General features: G+C 61.2%; 15 protein-coding genes. 4 read left to right on the top strand and 11 right to left on the bottom strand.

Annotation, left to right across the window (positions count from 1 at the left end):
* Positions 1-964 precede the first annotated feature (964 nt).
* The 9 genes from J2R78_RS39735 to J2R78_RS39695 form a co-directional block, all read right to left on the bottom strand.
* Positions 965-3,565, bottom strand: coding sequence for a hypothetical protein (locus J2R78_RS39735; protein ID WP_253609067.1), 2,601 nt, complete (start codon positions 3,563-3,565; stop codon positions 965-967).
* A 52-nt stretch (positions 3,566-3,617) separates the two neighbouring features.
* On the bottom strand, positions 3,618-3,956 hold the full coding sequence (locus tag J2R78_RS39730) for a hypothetical protein (protein WP_253609066.1): 339 nt from the start codon (positions 3,954-3,956) through the stop codon (positions 3,618-3,620).
* A gap of 54 nt (positions 3,957-4,010) precedes the next feature.
* Positions 4,011-5,150 carry a hypothetical protein gene (locus J2R78_RS39725; protein ID WP_253609065.1) on the bottom strand — a complete coding sequence of 380 codons (1,140 nt, stop codon included), beginning with the start codon at positions 5,148-5,150 and terminating at the stop codon, positions 4,011-4,013.
* A 54-nt stretch (positions 5,151-5,204) separates the two neighbouring features.
* Positions 5,205-5,924 carry an ABC transporter ATP-binding protein gene (locus J2R78_RS39720; RefSeq protein WP_253609064.1) on the bottom strand — a complete coding sequence of 240 codons (720 nt, stop codon included), beginning with the start codon at positions 5,922-5,924 and terminating at the stop codon, positions 5,205-5,207.
* A gap of 2 nt (positions 5,925-5,926) precedes the next feature.
* A complete protein-coding gene (locus J2R78_RS39715; protein WP_253609063.1) occupies positions 5,927-6,700 on the bottom strand; it encodes an ABC transporter ATP-binding protein in 774 nt (257 codons plus the stop codon).
* Positions 6,697-7,701, bottom strand: coding sequence for a branched-chain amino acid ABC transporter permease (locus tag J2R78_RS39710; protein WP_157341735.1), 1,005 nt, complete (start codon positions 7,699-7,701; stop codon positions 6,697-6,699). The genes J2R78_RS39715 and J2R78_RS39710 overlap by 4 nt, the downstream gene beginning before the upstream one ends.
* A gap of 2 nt (positions 7,702-7,703) precedes the next feature.
* The gene (locus J2R78_RS39705; protein ID WP_157341733.1) at positions 7,704-8,594 is read right to left on the bottom strand and encodes a branched-chain amino acid ABC transporter permease; all 891 of its coding nucleotides are present in this window, start codon (positions 8,592-8,594) and stop codon (positions 7,704-7,706) included.
* Entirely contained in the window at positions 8,591-10,876 is a 2,286-nt protein-coding gene (locus tag J2R78_RS39700) for a hypothetical protein (RefSeq protein ID WP_253609061.1), read from the bottom strand. Before J2R78_RS39700 ends, J2R78_RS39705 begins: the two co-directional genes overlap by 4 nt.
* 221 nt (positions 10,877-11,097) lie before the next feature.
* On the bottom strand, positions 11,098-12,480 hold the full coding sequence (locus J2R78_RS39695; protein WP_253609060.1) for an ABC transporter substrate-binding protein: 1,383 nt from the start codon (positions 12,478-12,480) through the stop codon (positions 11,098-11,100).
* Positions 12,481-13,407: 927 nt separating this feature from the next.
* Here J2R78_RS39695 and J2R78_RS39690 point away from each other — a divergent pair.
* The 4 genes from J2R78_RS39690 (at position 13,408) to J2R78_RS39675 (ending at position 16,709) form a co-directional block, all read left to right on the top strand.
* Positions 13,408-13,650, top strand: coding sequence for a hypothetical protein (locus J2R78_RS39690; RefSeq protein ID WP_253609059.1), 243 nt, complete (start codon positions 13,408-13,410; stop codon positions 13,648-13,650).
* A gap of 165 nt (positions 13,651-13,815) precedes the next feature.
* Positions 13,816-15,546, top strand: a complete 1,731-nt coding sequence (locus tag J2R78_RS39685) for a PQQ-dependent dehydrogenase, methanol/ethanol family (RefSeq protein ID WP_253609058.1) — start codon at positions 13,816-13,818, stop codon at positions 15,544-15,546.
* A gap of 108 nt (positions 15,547-15,654) precedes the next feature.
* The gene (locus J2R78_RS39680; RefSeq protein ID WP_253609057.1) at positions 15,655-16,110 is read left to right on the top strand and encodes a hypothetical protein; all 456 of its coding nucleotides are present in this window, start codon (positions 15,655-15,657) and stop codon (positions 16,108-16,110) included.
* Positions 16,111-16,184: 74 nt separating this feature from the next.
* Entirely contained in the window at positions 16,185-16,709 is a 525-nt protein-coding gene (locus J2R78_RS39675) for a ubiquinol-cytochrome c reductase iron-sulfur subunit (protein WP_253609056.1), read from the top strand.
* A gap of 175 nt (positions 16,710-16,884) precedes the next feature.
* Here J2R78_RS39675 and J2R78_RS39670 read toward each other — a convergent pair whose 3' ends face one another.
* Together J2R78_RS39670 and J2R78_RS39665 are read right to left on the bottom strand one after the other, a co-directional pair.
* Positions 16,885-19,218: a molybdopterin cofactor-binding domain-containing protein gene (locus J2R78_RS39670; protein ID WP_253609055.1), complete on the bottom strand. Its 2,334-nt coding sequence runs from the start codon at positions 19,216-19,218 to the stop codon at positions 16,885-16,887.
* A 2-nt stretch (positions 19,219-19,220) separates the two neighbouring features.
* The gene (locus J2R78_RS39665; RefSeq protein WP_229157931.1) at positions 19,221-19,673 is read right to left on the bottom strand and encodes a (2Fe-2S)-binding protein; all 453 of its coding nucleotides are present in this window, start codon (positions 19,671-19,673) and stop codon (positions 19,221-19,223) included.
* Positions 19,674-19,816: the final 143 nt, after the last annotated feature.

Raw genomic sequence — 19,816 nt, 5'->3', positions numbered from 1 at the left:
TTTCGCTCCGTCAAATACCTCGTCCATGATTTCTCGGATGGTGCCGGCGCAGCGACCGCACTGAGCTCTGCAGCCAAGGCAGCTAAAGACATAGCTGGTGGTTCGGCGCGTCGCAGTGTTGGCCACAGTTCGCACCTCGATGTCGCTTAGGATGTTGCAGGAACAAACGATCATAGGAAGTTCGCTAGCTCAATCCTATGTCTACTTTATCACGCAGAAAGCGGACATTCATCACGACAAGGGTGACGTCCGTTAGGGGTCAAAATGAGACCTGGCGGGGAGGGCTGCTTCTGGCGCAAACCGGACCATCAATGGCCCGTCCGACTGACCATTGACGGTATCGGGCGGGAAGCGGCGAGAGGCCACGACGAGGCCGTTCCGACTTGGTATACGTCTACTGCGTCGATTGATTCCGATACTTGCTGAAGGTGCCATCCTTCAGAGCCTCGTAAATTTTCCTGTGAACTCAAGACCGAAAAATTAGGGCGGGCATACCGTCGGCATTCAACCGTCAGCTGTGAGAATTTGTGCTTGGAAATCAACGCGGAAACATCTTCCTAAATGATTGAGTGGGAGTAGTGCTCCCAGCGGTTATCGGCGAGATTGGAGTAGGTTCATTCGCGTACTCGATGGATCTGGCCTGTTGCCCATTCGACTTAACTCCGGGGAAGCAGATGTCCAACAGACGTTCCGCCGAGGGAGTAATGCGGCGTACTATAGCGTGCGAAAAGGCGAGAGCCGGACTTGGGCGAAGCAGGGGACCGGGCGCGCGCCGTTTTGAACAAACTGAAGATAATAAACTGTAGCGTCGGGGGGCGCCTCGCTCCCCCGCGACCATGTCTGCGATTTTGTGCGCCAGCCTACGATTTTCTACGATAGCGTTCGTTCGATGGGGGCGCGGCGATCGGTTCAGGCGCGGCCGCTGTTCCAAGCGGCACTTACTCGGACCGGGATTCTTCGCGGTTTAGTTGGAAGAAACGACGATCGGTATCTGGCGAATATCGGCATTCATGACATTGCCGTTTAGCGTAATGGCTGCGAACATCGTGTAGCGGCCGACCGGCAACCGGTTCTTGAAATCGAATTGGAACGAGGAGCTTTCGCCAAGAGGGGCAGCGCCGGCGAGCACCACACGCTTTTGATCGTCGACGACTACGAACCGGCATTCCGGGGGCATTCGTTTCAGCACATCCGGTGGTATGGATGAGAGCGGTACGCGCTTAAGGCGGTACCTGCGCTGAAACTTGTCGATCATTTCGACGTCACCCGACAATCGGACCCCATCGTCGGTTGAGTCCACGGCAGTGATAAATCCGCGACGCGGGATCGCGTAAGAGTCATAGGAGCCCACGCCCAGCGGGTAGCTCAAATCCCTGAACGCAGAGAGCACGGCGCTGTCTTGCGACCAACTCTTGAGCTGGTAGGGACCGTTGGTCACCAGAAAATGGCCGTTGGCCTTGTAGAAGGCCGAGAGCGCCGCCCACCGCCTGCGTGCCTCGTTAACGCCGACGAGCGGGCGCAATGCTTCGGGCCGAAAACCGTCACGCTCGAAGCTCTCGGTCAAGGCCGCGAACCGCGCGTTCAGCGCTTGCGAGCGGACGAGATCTAGCCATTCGACGCCGCGGCGAGTGGCTTCCGTCTGCGAGAATGCCGCCCAGTTCCCACTGACCGCTTCTTCCATCAGAACGAGAAGATGCCAGGGCAGCGTGCTCCAGGGCGGCGCCGGGACCGCCTCTCGCTCCGGGCTCGTCGGTGCGCTGGTCGTATAGACCTCGATCGTGAACACTTCACGGAGGAAGTCGACGTCGCCGACCCTGATTGATTTGGATGCGGTTTCGCTGCCCACGACCCGCAATCCGGCAAGCTCGCGACGTATCGGCGCAGTCGCTGTATCGATTGATTGATCGTAATGCGTCTCACGACCGTCGCCGCGAGTGCCCCAGCGGTATGCAAAGATGTAGGGGTAGAGCAGATCGGCTGCCGTCATCTTCGTCCCGTCGTGGAACGCGGAGCCGAGCAGACGATAGATCAGTTTCGCCCTGGCGAATTTGCCGGGGCCGATGACCTGGAGGCGGCGGCTGTCCTGGTCAGGCAGCACCGCGTCCGCGGGGATTGCCACCATGTTCTCTGCCACGGCCGTTGGTTGCGCGGAGGGCCTGCTGCGTTCGACGATCGGCTCGGCTAGGATTGACAGACTGATGCAGGTGTAGACCACCATGAGCGCGGTTAACGGGATCTGCGAGGCCAACGCGAGCTTGCGCGCGGCAAATATCTGCATCGCCTGCACATGCGCGAGATAGACGGCCGCGATGTGCCCGAGCAGAACGGCCGCGACTGCCGTGTACCAGGCGAAGCGGGCGCCCACGATGGCAATGTCGGGACGGCAACTCGCGGTCCCGAACAGGTTCCAGCCGTAGCCGAAGGGATCGGAAAGCAGCGGAATGATGTATTGCCCCTGGACCAGAAAGTATACGGAGTAATGCGCAAGGTGATAGCCGAGTGCGATCGGGATCAGCGTGAGGGCGAACGTCTGGGCGATCTGCCGTGATGAAAAATGCCGCTCCGTCACCGCGCTCATGACGATGCTCACCATCCAATAGGCTGATAGGAACAGGAGCCAGAACCCAACCAGGCCGATGCTTCGCAGTGCCACTGAGCCGAGCTCGACGACATCAGATAAACGCGCGATGATCGCGGATTCCGCGACCGACCATTCGGGAGTCGCAATCAGGCCGTCGTAAAGAACGCTCGAGAGGAGAAGCAGTACGAATGCCATCATCGATGGCGAAACCTGCTCGCGACCGGTCAGGCCCGTTCCAAATCGTCGCAGCAGAAATTGGGGTTTCGGCCGGGCGGTGCGGATCTCCGTCGGCGCCAAGCGGGCGAAGGTGCCGAATATGACGGTGAAGAGCTCGCCGTGGCGCAGCCAGGTCTCGCCGCCGAACAGGAACATGCCGGCCCAGGTCAGCACTGAATAGCCAAGTGCGAAGGAGGCTATGTGTGACGGCACGGCAGGCGTCGGATAGACGAGTTCGGTCCAGGAGAAGGCCAGCAGCAGGAGCACGGCGGGCCAGATGCCGAGTGCATGGGGATAGGTTTTGTCGAGCGCAAGATTGCGGCCGCAAATGTGCCTGTAGACCGTTTCCGCTGCGTCGAAGACAGTCCGCCATGGATTGATGAGCGGCCAGATATCTCCGACGAGGGCCGATACATAGGCGAGGCCGACCCAGGCAATGATCCAGACGAGGGTGGGCGCGAGGTTGCGGTAAGGATTTTGATCGCCGAGAAAACCCGCCAGCAGCATCGCGGCAAACAGAACGAGAGCGCTTAGCTTGAGCGGAACGCCAAACGCCGCGAGGGCTCTTCCGGGCCGATAATCGAACAGATCGACGCGCGAATGGGCATGCGTCGGCGGTGCGCTGCGCACGAACAGTCCGACGATCACGAAGGAGAACACGACTGCGGCGGCGGCGCCGGAGAGATAAAGAGACAACGGCAGGGGGAGGTCATAACGCTGGCCGAAGCCGTGCGCGCCGGCCGGTGTGACGCTCAGGAGCACGGCCACGCCTGCGAACAGCCAGCATCGAGCCGTTATCGAGCACTGCTGACGAGTTTTCCTACGGGTAGACCTCGATGCGAACAAGTGGAGCGTCCCCGTGAGCGTGGCCGCCGGCCTCGGGCGATCCATGGACTTCTACCGGAAATCGCCCGGTGGCGTGCGCGGTGAACTCCATCACGCCGATGGCGCCGGGCTCGATCTTTCTTTCGATGTCATAACCGTGCAGATGCAGGATGATTGATCGATCCGTGCTCCATTGAAGCCTGACGATATCTCCCTGCTTGACCCGGATAACTGACATGTTCTCTGACACCCGCCCACGTTCGATGTGCAGGTCGAATGTGAACTCCTCCGCGCCGGCTCCGATGATCGTCGCGCTGGTTGTCCAGGCGAGCACCGCGCCGACAAGACATGTGCGAAAAGCTGTGTTGCAAGGCATCGTCGCAATTCCTCATCGCGGTGGAGTGGCCTGGATCTCCGAGATCCGATTGGCCATCCAGGCCTGGTCGTAGGGCGACGGCAACAGAGCCGGGTCCGCGATAGCGGACCACATCAGTCGTCCGAATGGGTCCGAAAAGCCTGTGATCGGATTCCAGGCCGACGTCGGTCGGGCATCGATTCCGACGCGGAGCCAGCCATTCCAGGGAAAGTCCTTCAGCTTGACCGTGCGGAGGAAAATCGGTGCGTTGAGGCCCATAAGAGAGTCGAACGCGATGTTTTCGATTCCGGCCGAGAATTCGGTATTGAAATATTCGCGCCTGAGGGTGTAGCCGACAATGACCTGATGGCAATCGCTGACAAGCGCCGTCACGACCGCCCGCTCCAGATTGATACGATCGACCGGGTCGTTGAAATCGCCTGACTGGATTCGTTGCACGTCGGCTTCCACGCGCTCGTTTGCTCCGGCATCGATAGCCTGGTGCAGAACGAGATAGGCCTGGTACCATCCGCTCCTCGCCTGTGGCGGGACAAGCCAGCCGTTGATCACGGTTGTTGCCGAGTTAACGAGCTCCGACAGGCTGATTTCCCTGATTTCAACGTCCCAATCGGACGCCGACGCCGCCTTCTCGGTGCCGAGCAGCCGTTTCGTGGAAGTGTCGGCTGCCCTCAGCTTCAGTTCCTGGAATGCTGGCGAAGCCTCCGTGTCGGAGAGCAGGCGTCGCTTCGCCGCTTCGGCGAGATCGACATGGTACAAATAATCTCCATGCAACGGTGTGATCGGATAGGGATGCAGGATCACATCCGGATTGTCCGAGGCAATTTTTCGAGCGACCGCACGCGCGACGGCGCAGACGGTCGCATCCGCTTTTGCATACGACGATTGTGGGTTGATGCGTACGGTCACCAGGGACCCAAGTGATTCCACGCTGCTTAAATCCGACACCGAATCTGAAAAGTGGGCGTCGTTCCCCAGATAGGCGTGGATCTTGGATTGGAGCAGCAGCGCCCTGGCGGCATCAGGGGCGACGGTCCTGATCTCGATCTCATGCGGATAAAAAGACGGATACACCGCCGATTCGTGGCCGCTTCGCGCCGGCCCGATTACGGCTAGAGCTGACAGCAGAAGTCCAAACGTTACGCGGCTCTTCATGGTGCAGTCCTAACAAGCCGACGGTCCGTAGCGCGCGAGTGCCACGATGCGCAATCATCCGCGCAAGGCCTTCATAACCCTTTCATCTGCGCGAGCGTCCTTCGGCGAACCTTGGAAAATGATCTCGCCGCGATCGATCACATAAAGCCGGTCGCCGATACGGGACGCAGCGGCAAGATACGATTCCGCCATCAGGATGGAGACACCCATCGCTTTGATCTTCATGACGGCTTCCGTGAACCGATTGACCACGACCGGTGCGAGACCCTCGAATGCCTCGTCGAGCAGGAGAAGGGAAGGCGACAACATCATAGCGCGTGCGATCGCGACCATCTTGCGTTGACCGCCGCTTAGATGCATTCCTTGGCGTTGCAGCAAATCCTGAACTTCCGGAAAGACTCCGAAAGCCTGCGTCTGCGGGTCTGGACGCACAGCCCCGTCCCGCCGGCGCGACACCTCATCGCCGAGCCAGCGACTGATCATCAAATTTTCGTCGACTGACAGATCCGGGAAGACGCCGCAATCCTCCGGCGAATAGCCGATTCCGCGCTTGGCGCGCTCATGTGGGGCAAGCCTGGTCAAGTCCTCGTTGGCAAAAAGAATCTGGCCCGCCTGCAGCGGCAGGAAGCCCATGATGGTCTCGATCGTCGTGGTCTTGCCGGCTCCGTTGCGACCAACTAGGCACACGACCTCCTGCTTGTCCACGCGCAGGGAAACGCCGTTGAGGATGTGGGCGGGGCCGCGATAGGTGTGGATCGCTTTGACCTCCAGCACGACTACTCCTTTCGTGAAAATGCGTTCGGCCCGGAGGAGCCGAGCAGGATCATCGCAACGTCGTCATTGGTTCTGATGGCGTCCGGCGTACCCTGGGCGAGGATCTCTCCCTGGTGCATCACCACAATTCGATTGGAATACTTGAACACGACATCCATGTCGTGTTCAATGATCGCGGCGGTGATACCCTCGCCACGCACGACCGAGGCGATGATATCCATGATCTTGTCCTTCTCGCGAGTGCTCACCCCGCTAGTCGGCTCATCGAGAAACAGGAGCTTCGGGCGCAGCGCGTAGGCCAGCGCGACATCCAGCAATTTGCGTTCGCCTTGCGCGAGACCTCGTGCGGGCTCGTTGCGCTTGCTCACGAGCCCAAACTGATCGAGAATCGTGTCAGCTTCGATAGCTACCCCGCGGTCGCGGTCGGCGAGCGCTGCCATGTTCCGGATCTTGCGATCGCGCGAGAAGATCGCCAACGCCACGTTGTCGAACGCCGTCAGATCGTCGAACAAGTTTACCAGCTGGAAGCTGCGCGCGATGCCGGCTTGTACCCGCTCGATCACGGACGAATGGGTCACGTCGCGACCCCTGAAGAGAATTTTTCCGGAGTCGGGAGCGAGATAGGCGCTGATGACGTTGCAAAGCGAAGTCTTTCCGGCTCCGTTGGGGCCGACCACGGAAATGAACTCTCCTTCCGCGATGGTCAGGTTAACATCATCGACAGCGTGCGTGTCGCCGAAATATTTCTTCAGATTGACCGTCTCCAGGAGAGTCATTTCGTCGATCTCCCGAGCTTTGCAGTCAGCCGCGCGGTCGTTCCGACGATGCCAGCGGGTAGCGCCATGACAAGGATGACAAGCACTACGCCGAGGAGAAGCTGCCAATATTCGGTGCTGGCGATCGCGTAGGTCTTCAGGTAGTTGAACGCCACGGCGCCGACAATCGGACCGGTGAAGGAGCGGAATCCGCCCAGCACGCTCATGAACACGATCTCGCCCGAGAATGGCCAATAGAGAATGTCGGGCGTGGTGAGACCGTTGAGCGGGACCCACAGGATCCCTGCCAGTCCCGTAAAGGTCCCGGAGATCATGAAAGCGATCCAGCGATAGCGCCGTACAGAGATGCCGACGAACTGCGCGCGCGTTTCGTTGTCACGGATCGCCTGTAGGGCCTTCCCGAATGGTGAATGCGCGATCACCCAAATGATAAACGTGGAGAGGGCAAACAGCACGAGCACATAGTAATAATAAGCATAGATGAAACGCTGAAACGAACCCGCCCCCTTGAAATCGACCAGGCCGCCGAACAGCGTGAGATTGGCATAGGGAACCCGAATGCCGTCGGTGCCGCCTGTCACCCAGAAGAACTTGAAGGCAAGGCTCCAGAGAACCTGCGACAACGCCAGCGTCAGGATGCCGAAGAAAATGCGCGTGTGCCGCACGCAGACGAATCCGAAAAGTGCCGCGATGATGAGCGTGCCAAGCATCCCGCCGACGATGCATAGCTCCATGGAGTGCGCGCCGAGGTCTCGCATGATGAAGGCCACCAAATAGGCGCCGGACCCGAAATAGGCGGAATGGCCGAATGACAAAAGGCCTGTGTAGCCGAGCAGTAAATTGAAGCCGAGTGCGGCAATGGCCATGATAAGACCGTAGGTCAGCAGCACCGTCTGATAGGGCTCGACGAACTGCGGTAGGAACGCGAGGATCACGAGCAGGATTGCGGAGCCGATGGTGATCCGCCAAATCGAGGTCCCAGTGCCTTCCGTCATCGCCATCGTCATGCCCTTCCGAATAAGCCGGTGGGACGGATGAGCAGGACCGCGGCTGCAATCAGGTAAAGAACTGCGAGTTCAATCTCGGGGAAGAACTGAATACCGGCGGTGCGCACGAAGCTGACGATCAACGCGCCGACGAGCGCTCCTTGCAAGCTTCCGAGCCCGCCGATCACGACGACCACAAAAGCCAGAATTAGCACCTCGATACCTAGGCCAAGAACCGCCGCCTGCGCCGGCACCACCACTGCGCCGCCGAGGCCGGCCATGAAGCAGCCGATGGCGAAGGCCTGGACATAGACGCGACTGACGTCGATACCAAGCGCCGCAGCCATGCGTCGGTCCTGTGAGGTAGCGCGCAGGATGACCCCAAACTTGGTGCGGTAGATAAACGCCCACAGTCCGATAGCAGCAGCAAGCCCGATTGCGACAACGAACAGGTTGTAAGTGGGGTACATCAGGCGACCGACGGGTATGCTGCCCATCCGATCCATGATCGCGCCGGCCGATAGGGGGGTGCGGCCGAAGAGAAGCTTCATGAGATCTTCGAGGATCATGAGCAGGCCGAACGTTACCAGCAGGTGATATTCTTCCGATCGTCGATAGAGCGGGCGGAGCAGGGTGGGCTCGATCAGCGCGCCGACAGCCGCGACGGCAATAGCGCCAAGCGGAAGGAGGAGAAGCATCCCGGCCAGGCCGAGATTTCCTTCCAGCGCGTGGCCGACTGCGCTGCCGACAATCCAGGCAGACACATAGGCGCCGAGCGCATAGAGCGACCCATGGGCCAGGTTCACGATGCGCATGACGCCGTAGATGAGGCTCAAGCCAGCAGCGATAAGGAACAGGACTGCCGCGTAAAATAGCGAATTGAGAATCTGGATGACGAAGATCGTCATGGTTCTCCCTCCGCGTCCGTCGCATTCCCGGCTCGCCCTGCCTTGGCGCTGTTTCGCAGCTCGATGCGTCCGATTGCCGGATTGATTGCATTCCCGTCGAGAAAGATCGCCGCGAGCAACGTAAAGTCGCCAGACTGAAGAGTGGTCGGTAGCGATACAACAAAGCGACTGTCCGGTTGTCGCACCAAGCTTCCGGTGGCAGCGACCCGGCCGTCCCGGCCAACGGCAACGTAGTGCGATTCCGGCCGAATAGGCTGCAGCGTGCCGCGCAACGTGTCGGGCCGCAGCGGCGCGCGGACGATGCGATGGTCGCGTTGCTGCTTGACAGCGAATTCGGCGTCGGCGCTGACCAGCACGAGATCGCCTGCGCGCTCCACTCCGCTGATGAGCGCGCGTGCCGGATAGGCAAGGCTGTTGAACGTGCCGAGACCGACGGGATAGGTGAAGTCCCGTACAACTTCGAAAACGAACGCGTCGGGCGACCAGGCCTTCAGCCGATAGGGCCCATTGGTCACCAGCAAATGACCGTTGGCTTCAACGAACCGGTCGAGAAGCTGCCAACGCGCCTTCGCCGTCTCCGGGCCGACCAGCAATTCAAGTGCTGCCGGCCGGTAGCCGGTTTGCGCAAACTCCTTGATCAGCGCGCGCAATGTCTTCAATTGGGCCGGATCGCGGACGAGGTCGAGCCAGGGCAGGTGACGTCGCTCAGCTTCGCCGCGCGAGAAGGCTGCGAGGCCTCGTTCGACCGTCGCCTCCATCAGCGCAAGCACGTGCCAGGGCACAGAACTCCAGGGCGGAGCGATGAGGGCATTCTCCTGTTCGTCGAAAGTGAGGTTATCGAGATAGACCTCGATAACCGGGGTGCGATAGGTGAAGGTCTGATCGGCGACCGGCCGCGCGGTTTCTTCCACGCGGACGAGCTTCACGCCGCGCAGCCGTTCGCGTATCAGTCGCGTGGCTGCGGCGATCTCGGGATCGTGGGTCGCCACATCCTGCCCGCCGGCGCCCCAGCGGAATGCGAGCGCATACGGATAGAGTAAATCGGCCGTCTCCATCACCGAACCGTCGCTGAAATTCGAGGCCGAGAGGCGATACAGCACCTTGGCTGTTGCACCATGGCCAGCCCCGACCGGCGCAAGCCTCCCGGTTATAGTTTGCGGCATCAGCGCATCGTCGGGAACGCGAACCGACCGCTTGATACTCGACTCGTCCGTGATGCGGATTTCGGCGCGGTTCTGGACCCATCGGCTATTAACGGGAATCGGCAGGAAGGCGTTGTCGCCGACGGTTGACCACACCAAACGACCGGCTGCATCGGTGAAGCCAGCGATTGGATTCCAGGCTGCGCTCGGGCGTGGATGGATGCCAACGCGCAGCCGGCCATTCCAGAGAAAATCCTTGAGCTTGACCGTCCTGAGAAAGACGGCCGAGTTCAGCCCGGACTGCGAATCGACGGCCAAGTTTTCAATGCCGTCGGAATAGTCATCCGTGTAGAATTCCTGCCGCAGCCGATAGCCGATCACGGCGCGCTCGCAACTGCCGATCAATGCTGCCACTAGCGCGCGCTCGAGGTTGAACTGTTCAGTTCGATCCCGGAACTCGTTATGAGTGAGGCGCCCATAGAGTTCATCCGCCTGTTCTCGGTCGCTCGCCTGGCTGAGGGCCGGGCGAAGCAACGTGTAGGCCTGGACCCATCCTTCCTTGGTCCAGGGTGGCGCTGGCCAGCCATTGAAGGCGGCGCCGGCGTCGATCTGCAATGCACTCACCGAAGTCTCATCGAGACTCACATCCCAGTCGGTGGCCTGGACACGGGCCTGCGGCGAGAGCAGGGACGCATCGGCGCCGGCGCGAAACGTCGGCGCGGGCGCATCGGTCGGCGTGCGCGTGGCCGTGCCCGGAGCCAGCCGATCTGCGTGGCCGAGATAATCGGCGTGATAGGGCGTGATCGGATAGGGATGAATAATGACGTCAGGTGGTGCTGCCAGCGCCGCCGCGGCCTGTCCGATGGCTTGGCAACGCGCCTCGCGGCTCTCAAGCCGCGATGACCTCGGATTGACGCTGATGGTGATCAGCGACTTCAGCGACTCGACCGACTTGAGATGCTCGGGAATCTGGCCGGAAAAGCGGGGTGCGGTGCCGACATAGACGTGAAGCGGATCGTTCTTGTTGACGAACTCGCGAGCCGCTCCCTCCGGATCAAGCGGCTCGATGCGGATTTCATGCGGGTAAAAGGAGGGAAAATAAGCTAGCGCGTGGTCGCCCAGCGCCGATTGCGGCGCCATGACAACCGCCCATGTCAGCCCCAACACCAAGCCACCCGTTTGCGCCCGACGCGAAGCTGCTCGCAGAGACATGTTCCGCTCCACCGAGACCGCCGCAGGGCATGCACAGGACCCCTGCGGTCGAACAGCGCGGATGTGGCGTTGCCGGCCGCCCGATCAAAATCCGTCCCAGAACACGGACACGCCTTCGAGAAAAGGCGTGTCCGACTCGATAGCTGCGCTCAAGCGACCTGCGGCCAGGTCTCCTTGATCCAATTGAAAGTGGCCGTCGGATCATTGTGACCATTGCCCGGTTTCGGCCAGTGCGGGGGCGCCGTGATATTGCGGATCGGAATGGTGACCATCCGATTCGGATCCAGAATTGGGAACGGGTACTCGGGCACGATCTTGCTGAAGCCCGTCACCGCGTCCTTGTAGCCCTGGTGATTGTCCGGACGGATGTAGAGATCACCGGCCGCCGTCTCGAAATACATGCCTTCAAGCTGGCTGATGATCGCCTCTTCCTCCGGCCAGCCGCCCGTAAGTCTGTTCGCTTTCTCGACTGCCGTCTTGTACATATAGAGCGTGTGATAGGCGCCATCCGATTGGAAGTTCGGATATTCGTTCCAGCGCTTATAGTACTTCTCGACGAACCTCTGGTTGGCGGGCCACCGATTTCCCGGCGGGAAGGTGAAGTAATAGTTCGCGTGCACGCCCGCGATCACGCCTTCCGGGTGGTCCTTGCCGATTGCATGCGGCGCAACACCAAAAGCGATCGTGCTTGCAAACTTCGCGCTGTTGAACATGCCGTAACGCAGGGCTTGCTTGTACATTGCCACGTAATCGCCGCCCCAGACCGACGAAACGATCAGGTCTGGATTCGACGACATCGCCTTGGTGATGTGAGCGGTGAAGTCGGTGGTGCCGAGCTTCGGCCAACCCTCCGAGACGACCTGGGTGCCCGGCACAAGCTTGCCGAACGCGATGTTGAAATGGTCAAAGGCATTGCGGCCATAGCTGTAATCCGGGTGAATATGCGCGATCCGCTTTGCCTCAGGCCAGGTCTGCGCCGCCGCCAGTGCGCAAGTGACACCGTCTGCTGACTGGATGTTGGTAATGCGGAACGCGAATTTCGGATTCGGCACCGCCTTGTCCCACAGAAAATCGGTGCAGCCGTCGACGAAAATCGTCAGCGCGCCAAGCTCCTCGGCGACCGGGCCGAGCGCCGGCGTGTTGCCACTCGATATGACTCCGGTGAACAGGTCGATTTTTTCGGAGAGCTTCATGCGGCGAAGCTCTTTCACGTTGGCGTCTGTACCGGCTGCCTCGTCGGCGGTGATTGTCTCGATCTTGCGTTTGCCGAGAATGCCGCCCTGCGCGTTGATCTCCTCGGCAGCCAGGATGTGGCCCTTGAGTGAAGGTTCGCCGAGCACCGCTCCGGGGCCGGTCAAGAAGGTCATGTGACCAAATCTGAGTGGCCTATCGGGAATGTTCCCTTTCGGCGCCGCCGGAGTTTGCGCCGATGCAGGGTTCGCGGCGGGTATTGCGGTTGCCGCCGCGGCGCTGCCGACCACAACACCGAGTTGATTGAGAAAGCTTCTGCGGTCTACGTTTCTCTGCTCCATGGTTTATCCTCCCTTGTCGAGGACATTGATGATCTCGTCACGTTCAAGCTCCTAATGGGGGGCTCATTGCTACATTTTAGGCCATTCTATCGCGCCAAACCACAGGTCTTAGACGTCTCTTTGACGCACACCGCGTTCGGCGTCAGCGATTTCATGACTCCAACACACCGACCGATCCATTGCCGCCGCATGCCAGGCGGGTGCTGGGGGCATCGAACCTTGTTGGGGGGCTGCGCCGGGACGCGATGCCCTGATTGCGGCGCTGTCCGCTGAACTGAAGTGGTGCGCAGGCTGGCGATGTCTTGCGCATTTCGGTCCGCCGCAGTGCAGCATTCGGTTCTCGCAAACCGACCGTCCCCGGCCTCGCGCCCCTTGACGATCAGGGCTATCCTTTCCGTCCAATAGTGCTTTCGGCGAACCGCATGAAGCTTGGCCCGCGGTGCCAGCTCGGGCGCAAGAAATGAGCCGGACAGCTTTCGTCGGGATCAAATGACTCATGGCGGTCAAAAGGGTTTCGGCATGACCAAGCACGGCCGATCGGGGCACGCGCCCCAATCGCCGCGCTTCCGTTTCCTGCAGAAGCTCGAAGCACGGAAGAACGATCGCAAGGATCGCTCTCGCATCAAGGACCCGAAGCAGTCGGTCGAAGAGCTGTTCCATCCCCGGAAGCCAGCACCAAACTGACGAATTGTCCTTGGGGACACGATCCAAGCTCTCGGGGATCATCGCATGCCGTAATGAATTTGGCAGGCGACGGAACGAGCAGCGGATGTTTGTGTTGGTTTGCAGCTTCCCACGTCTCTGCTCTTCAGGGCGCGACTGTGCAAGGCCTGTGGCGACGCTGGCTTAACCGCGAGAAGTAGCGAGCGAAAGAGGAAGCAATTTGTTCGCTGGCCTCCTTTTGGCAGAGGCGGGCGGTGAAGCTGCATGTGGCTGAATTCCAAGTTCATGGTGGAGCTTGAGAAGACAAATGCACAAATGCAGTGTCCGAAGCAAACGCGACGCTGGATACCTCTGACGGCGCTTGCCACCGGAGCGTTCTTGGCGGCGGATAGGTCCGCTGCGGCGCAGGAACATCAGCCCGGCAGTGATGAGCGACCCGCAAAGGGTGACTTGCTTGTTCTCTCCGAAGGGAACCATCAGGTTGAAGCATCAAGCCTAGTGATCTGACGCTCGGCGGGCCGCCAGACGGCTCGCTTATCGTCGCTGCAACATTTGTTGGAAAGGTAGGTGTCCACAACCGGGATGAGGGGGCGCGGTCGTAATGGATTCCCGCGCCCAATCGATCGCACCACCCACCATGGGGTGGGTGAAGAACGTAGGGAGATGGCGTCCATGACCAGAAAGCAATGGCTTCTATCGTCCGTTGTCACATTTGCAACCCTCGCTTCAACCCCGCTCGTCGCCGGTCCGATGGAGGATTACAGTCCGGTGACCGCAGCCCGGCTGGAAAATCCGGAGCCGGGCAACTGGTTGATGACGCGCGGCACCTACAAGGGGTGGAGTTACAGCTCGCTCGATCAGATCAACACCAGCAACGTGAAGTCGCTGACGCCGGTGTGGACTTTCTCCACTGGTGTGGATTCGGGTCACGAAGCGCCGCCGATCGTGAACAACGGAGTAATGTTCGTCTCGACGCCGTACAGCCAGGTGATAGCCCTGGATGCGGCCACGGGCGATCTGCTCTGGCGCTTCAAGCCCAAGCTTCCCGAAGGGTTCAGCGCCCTGCACAACACCAACCGTGGCGTGGCGCTGTACGGCGACAAGGTTTATCACGCCGGGCTCGATGCCATGCTGGTCGCGCTCGACGCCAAGACCGGCAAGGTCGTCTGGGAGGCGAAGGTCGAGGATTGGAAGACCGGCTACTACATGACCATGGCGCCCCTGGTGGTGAAGGGCAAGATTCTGGTCGGCGTGGCGGGTGGCGAGTTCGGCGTGCGCGGCTTCGTGCAGGCATTCGACGCCGAGTCCGGCAAGCCGGTGTGGAAGACCTATACGGTTCCGGCACCCGGCGAGCCGGGAAGCGACACCTGGCAGAAGCCCGACACCTGGAAGACCGGCGGTGCCTCCACCTGGATGACCGGTACCTATGACGCGGAGTCCAACACGGTCTATTGGGGGACCGGCAATGCCTCGCCATGGTTCGGCGATCAGCGGCCGGGCGACAACCTATACACCTCCTCAACGCTCGCGCTCGATGGCGATACCGGCAAGATCAAGAGCTACTTCCAGTACCATCAGAACGAGTCGTGGGACTGGGATGAGATGAATCCCCCGATGCTGGTGGATTTCCGAAAGGACGGCGCCACCACCAAGGGCCTGCTGAAGACGGCGCGCAACGGCTACCTGTACTGGTTCAAGCGCAATCCGGACGGCGGGATCTCCTACATCAACGCCCAGGCCTACGTGCCGCAGAACGTCTTCAAGAGCATCGATCCGAAGACCGGGCGCCCTGAGGTCGACATGGCCCACAAGCCGGCCACCGGCAAGGCGGCCCAGTTCTGCCCCGGCCTGTGGGGCGGCAAGGACTGGCCGTACGAGGCCTATAACCCGAAGACCGGAATGGTCTACATTCCGTCCAACGAGAACCACTGCAACAACCTGGAAGGCAAAGTTGAGGAGCGCGTTCCCGGACAGTGGTGGACGGGCGTTGCCATCCCGGATCTGCACTTCTCGGTCGACACGAAGGCGAGCTTCTACGGCGAGATTCAGGCGTACGACGTCGACAGCGGCAAGCGGGTTTGGCGCAACCTGTATCCGGCCTCAATGATGTGGGGCTCGATACTTACCACCGGCGGCGGCCTGCTCTTCACCGGCGGCACCAACGACCGGGAGTTCCGCGCCTACCATGCCAAGACCGGCGAGCAGCTTTGGCACTTCAGGACCAACTCCGGGATCATGGCGCCGCCTTCGACCTACGAGGTCAATGGCGTGCAGTATGTAGCGGTGCAGTCCGGCTACGGGGTCGACGCGGCCTTCCAGCAGGGGCTGATGAGCGAGCTGGTAGGTTGGCAGAAGGACGTGCCGCAGGGCGGCGTCGTCTGGGTCTTCGCCGTCTCCAAGTGAGTCCATGGTTGACCGGCCGCCAGCAATGGCGGTCGGCTTCTCGTCCGGCTGGGTTTCGTTGTCTTGCCAAGCAACCTGGTCGGGCCTCACCTCTTAGGAATTCTGACGATGCACCATGTTCGAGCTGGATCGCTGCTGATCCGCTCCTCTGCCTTAGCACTGATCGCCGCGTTGGCGACCTTTCCGGCATTGCTGGGGGGCGAACGGGCGCGGGCCGATGAATCGCCCGCCTACGCGGTCGAGGTGGCCGAGCTGTCCGCCAAGGTTGGTGAACCGGCCGTGCTGCACGCCACGTTGCGCATTCGCGACGGCTACCGCGTTCTCCAGGGTTACAACAATCGCGTGATCGAGCTCTCGTCGCTTGACGATGGGGTGACGTTTGAGCGTCGTGTGGTGCGAGGCACCGTCCAGGAGGGCGGGCTCGACTTCGCAATCGGCGTGCGGGCCACAAAGCCCGGCAGACACCCGATCAATGGCTACTTCAGGGTCGGCTACATCCATGGCCCCGACGAGCTGGCAATGGTGTCGCTGCGCCTGATCGCGAACGTCAATGGAACCGAATAATCGAAGGAGTGGGCCGCATGCCTTGTGATGATTGGCTGCACCGTCGCTGCTACAAGCGTCGAACGATCCTCGGGTTGGCGCTTGCGCCGCTGCTGATGTTGGCCGGTCCCGCGTGCACGGCCGAGGAGGGCGAGGCTGCCAAGCCCCCGGCGCCGGACGATCGCTTCGCGTTTCTGACCGGTCCGAAGAAGGGAGAAGTGGTGCGGGCGGAGGACCTTGCGCTCGGCGGTCCGCAGGTGCAAGCCTATCCGATGGCTCCGGACGGTACGGTGCGCAGCGACAACCGCCTCAATCTGGTGATCCTGGCGAGGTTCGACCCCGCCGCACTGAGCGATGAGACGCGGGCGCGGGCCGCAGACGGCGTCGTTGCCTATTCGGCGATCTGCACGCACCAAGGCTGCCCAGTGAACGCGTGGTCGAAGGAGCGCAACGCGCTTGTCTGTTCCTGCCACGCCTCCATCTTCGATCCCAGAAACGCCGCCGAGGTGATCGGTGGGCCGGCTCCGCGTCCACTTGCGGCGCTCGGGCTGAAGCTCAAGGACGGCGTCGTGACGGTCGCTTCGACCTTTTCGGGGCGCGTCGGTGCCACGCAAGGCTGATCCGCGCCTCAGATTGAGACTGTCGAAGCGCCGAGAGCAGGATGAACAGGCTCATCTCGGCGATGTCGCGCTCGATGTGCTGGCCCTTCGGCGAGAATTCTCGATTAAAGCCGACGGAATCCGCTCCTTGCGGCGGACCTTTCGGTCCGCCGCATTCTTTTGGGTTAACCCACCTTCACGCCTCGAGTTGCTTGCCGATCGGCAGCGCCCGGATGCGCTTGCCGGTCGCTGCGAAGATGGCATTGATCAACGCCGGCGCGAACGGGGGCACGCCCGGCTCGCCGACGCCGCTCGGCGGGGTATCGGGGCCGGGAGGCACGATGTGGACGTTGGTTACAAGCGGGGCCTCGTCGATCCGGACCACAGGGAAATTGTCAAAATTGCCCTGTTGCACCTTGCCGTCCTTGAAGGTGATCTCGCCATGCTTGGCGAGGCTCAGGCCCATGATGGCAGCGCCCTCGATCTGAGCCTGGATGCGCTCCGGGTTGATGTATGTTCCGCAATCGATGGCGGTGTCGACCCGGGGCACCGTGAGCTTGCCCTTGTCGTCAACAGACACCTCGACCATGGTCGCGATGTAGCTGACGAAGCTCCGGTGCACGGCAATGCCGAGCCCGTGTCCTTTGGGTACGGACCGTCCCCAGCCGCCCTTTTCCGCGACGAGTTCGACCACCTTGCGAAGTCGGGCGGTATCGATGGGATAGCTGTCGTAGGGCTCGCCGTTGTTCCAGTAGTCCTTCACGGAAGAGAGATTGACGATCCGTGGAGAGCCGATGAGCTCCAGCAGCATGTCCTTCTGGTCGCGATTGGTGGCGTGCGCAAGCTCGCCGACCATGGACTGCACGGCAAAGGCGTGCGGGATATTCGACACCGAACGGAACCAGCCGATGCGGGTATGCGCCGTTGCTTCCGGGTTCTCGCACTGGATGTTGGCGATCTCGAACGGCATGTCGACAAGGCCCATGCCGAGCTCGAAGGGCGCCTCATGCACCATATCGGCCTTAAAGGTCGAGGCGATGCTCGGCGCAACGCTGCGGTGCCGCCATGCGATCACCTTGCCGTTCTTGTCAAGGCCTGCCTCGATGCGTTCCGCGGACACTGTGTGGAGGAAGCCGTTACGGACGTCGTCTTCCCGCGTCCACTGCACCTTCACCGGCGCGCCGAGCTCTTTTGAAAGCAGGGCCGCTTCGAGCGCGTAATCGCACTTCGACTTGCGCCCGAATCCGCCGCCGAGCAGCGTGACGTTGACGGTCACGTTCTCTTCGGGAATGCCGAGTGTTTTCGCGACGTCTTCGCGCGTTCCTCCCGGGCTTTGCAAGGGTCCCCAGATCTCCGCCTTGTCACCCTTAACGTCTGCGACCGCGGTGGGCGGCTCCATGGTGACATGGGCAAGATGCGGCAGGTAGTATTCACCCACGATCACCTTGTCGGCGCCCTTTAGGGCTGCGTCGACATCCCCTTCCTTGCGCACGATTAGCCCCGGCTTGCGTGCGGCCTCCTCGAGCTGGGCCCGATAGGCGACCGACTCGTATTTGCCGTTGGGTCCGTCGTCCCAGACAATCTTCAGCGCGTCGCGCCCCCTCATAGCGGAACCGGTGTTGCGCGCGATCACCGCCACCCCGCCGAGCGGCTGGAACTTGGAGGGCCACGGCCATCCTTTGACCTCCATGACCTTTTCGACGCCTGAAACCTTCATAGCCTCGGCCCCGTCGAAGGAAACGAGTTTGCCACCGGTTACCGGCGGCCGGGCTATCACGGCATACTTCATGCCCGGCAGGCGGACATCGGCGCCGTACTGCGCCTTGCCGACCGTAATATCGCGGAGGTCTACGATGCGGATCTCGCCTTTGCCGAGGTAGCGGAAATCCTTCGGGTCCTTGAGTTTCAGACCTTCGATGCTCGGCACCGGCTGCTTCGCTGCATCGGCGGCCAAGTCGCCAAATCCGATGTGGCGTCCGGTCGCATCATGGACCACCTCGTGATTGATGGCCTTCACCTCGGCGGCCGGCACGCCCCAGCGTTTCGCCGCCGCGGCTTCCAGCATCGTGCGCGCCGAAGCGCCGATCTGGCGCATCGGTATCAGATAATGCCGCGTGCTGCGTGATCCGTCAGTGTCCTGGTTGCCATATTTGACTTCGTTGCCATGCGCCTGCTGGACGCGGACGCGCGACCAGTCGGCTCCCATTTCTTCGGCTACGATCAACGGCAGGCTGGTTCGGACGCCCGTTCCCATCTCGGAGCGATGCGCGACGATCGTGACGATTCCATCTGGTGCGATCGACACGAAAACCTGCGGGTCGACCACGGTACCGTGCGGCATCTCGCCCGCGCCGGTCTTGTACGCCGCGAAAGCAGGCCGTGACATCATGGGAGCGGCGAGCACGAAGCCGCCGGCGATGCCGAGGCCCTTAAGGATGCTGCGGCGCGAAACGTTCTCGACTTTGACTTTCTCGACCTTGATATGTCGTTCAAAGCCACGGAGTCTGTTGGGATTGGTCAGGATGTTCATGGTCACACCTCCGTCGATGCGAGATGGACGGCGTTTTCAATTCGCTGGTACGTGCCGCAGCGGCAGATGTTGCCTGCCATCGCTTCGCGTATCTGGTCGCGAGATGGTTTTGGATTTTGGATCAGCAGCGCAGCCGCCTGCATGATCTGACCGGCCTGGCAATAGCCGCATTGCGGGACGTTGAGGTCGCGCCATGCTTTCTGAACCGGATGATCGCCGGTCGGATGGAGCCCTTCGATCGTCGTGACCTCCCGGCCGACCACGTCGGAAACCGAGGTGATACACGCGCGTACGGCCTCCTTGTCGACGAGGACGGTGCAAGCGCCGCAGAGGGCTTGGCCGCAACCAAACTTGGTCCCGGTCAATCCCACCTCATCGCGCAGAAACCAAAGTAGCGGTAGATCTGGGGCGCCATCCCAGCTCTGTTCCTGGCCATTGATCTTCAACTTTATCATGATCGTCCCTCCGCTCTTCTTAAGCTGCTGAGGCCCAGTTCGGCGCAAGCGGGAACGTGCTTCCATTTGCCTGCGTCAACCGCTCGACTTCCCGCACGGTTGAACCGTGTCAGGAAGGCTGACAGACCTCATTGCAGGACCTG

Source organism: Bradyrhizobium sp. USDA 4538 (genome assembly GCF_024171045.1).
In the GTDB taxonomy this organism is placed as follows: domain Bacteria; phylum Pseudomonadota; class Alphaproteobacteria; order Rhizobiales; family Xanthobacteraceae; genus Bradyrhizobium; species Bradyrhizobium australafricanum.
The sequence above is the reverse complement of the archived record's forward strand: the minus strand, read 5'-3'. Positions and strand labels throughout refer to the sequence as shown.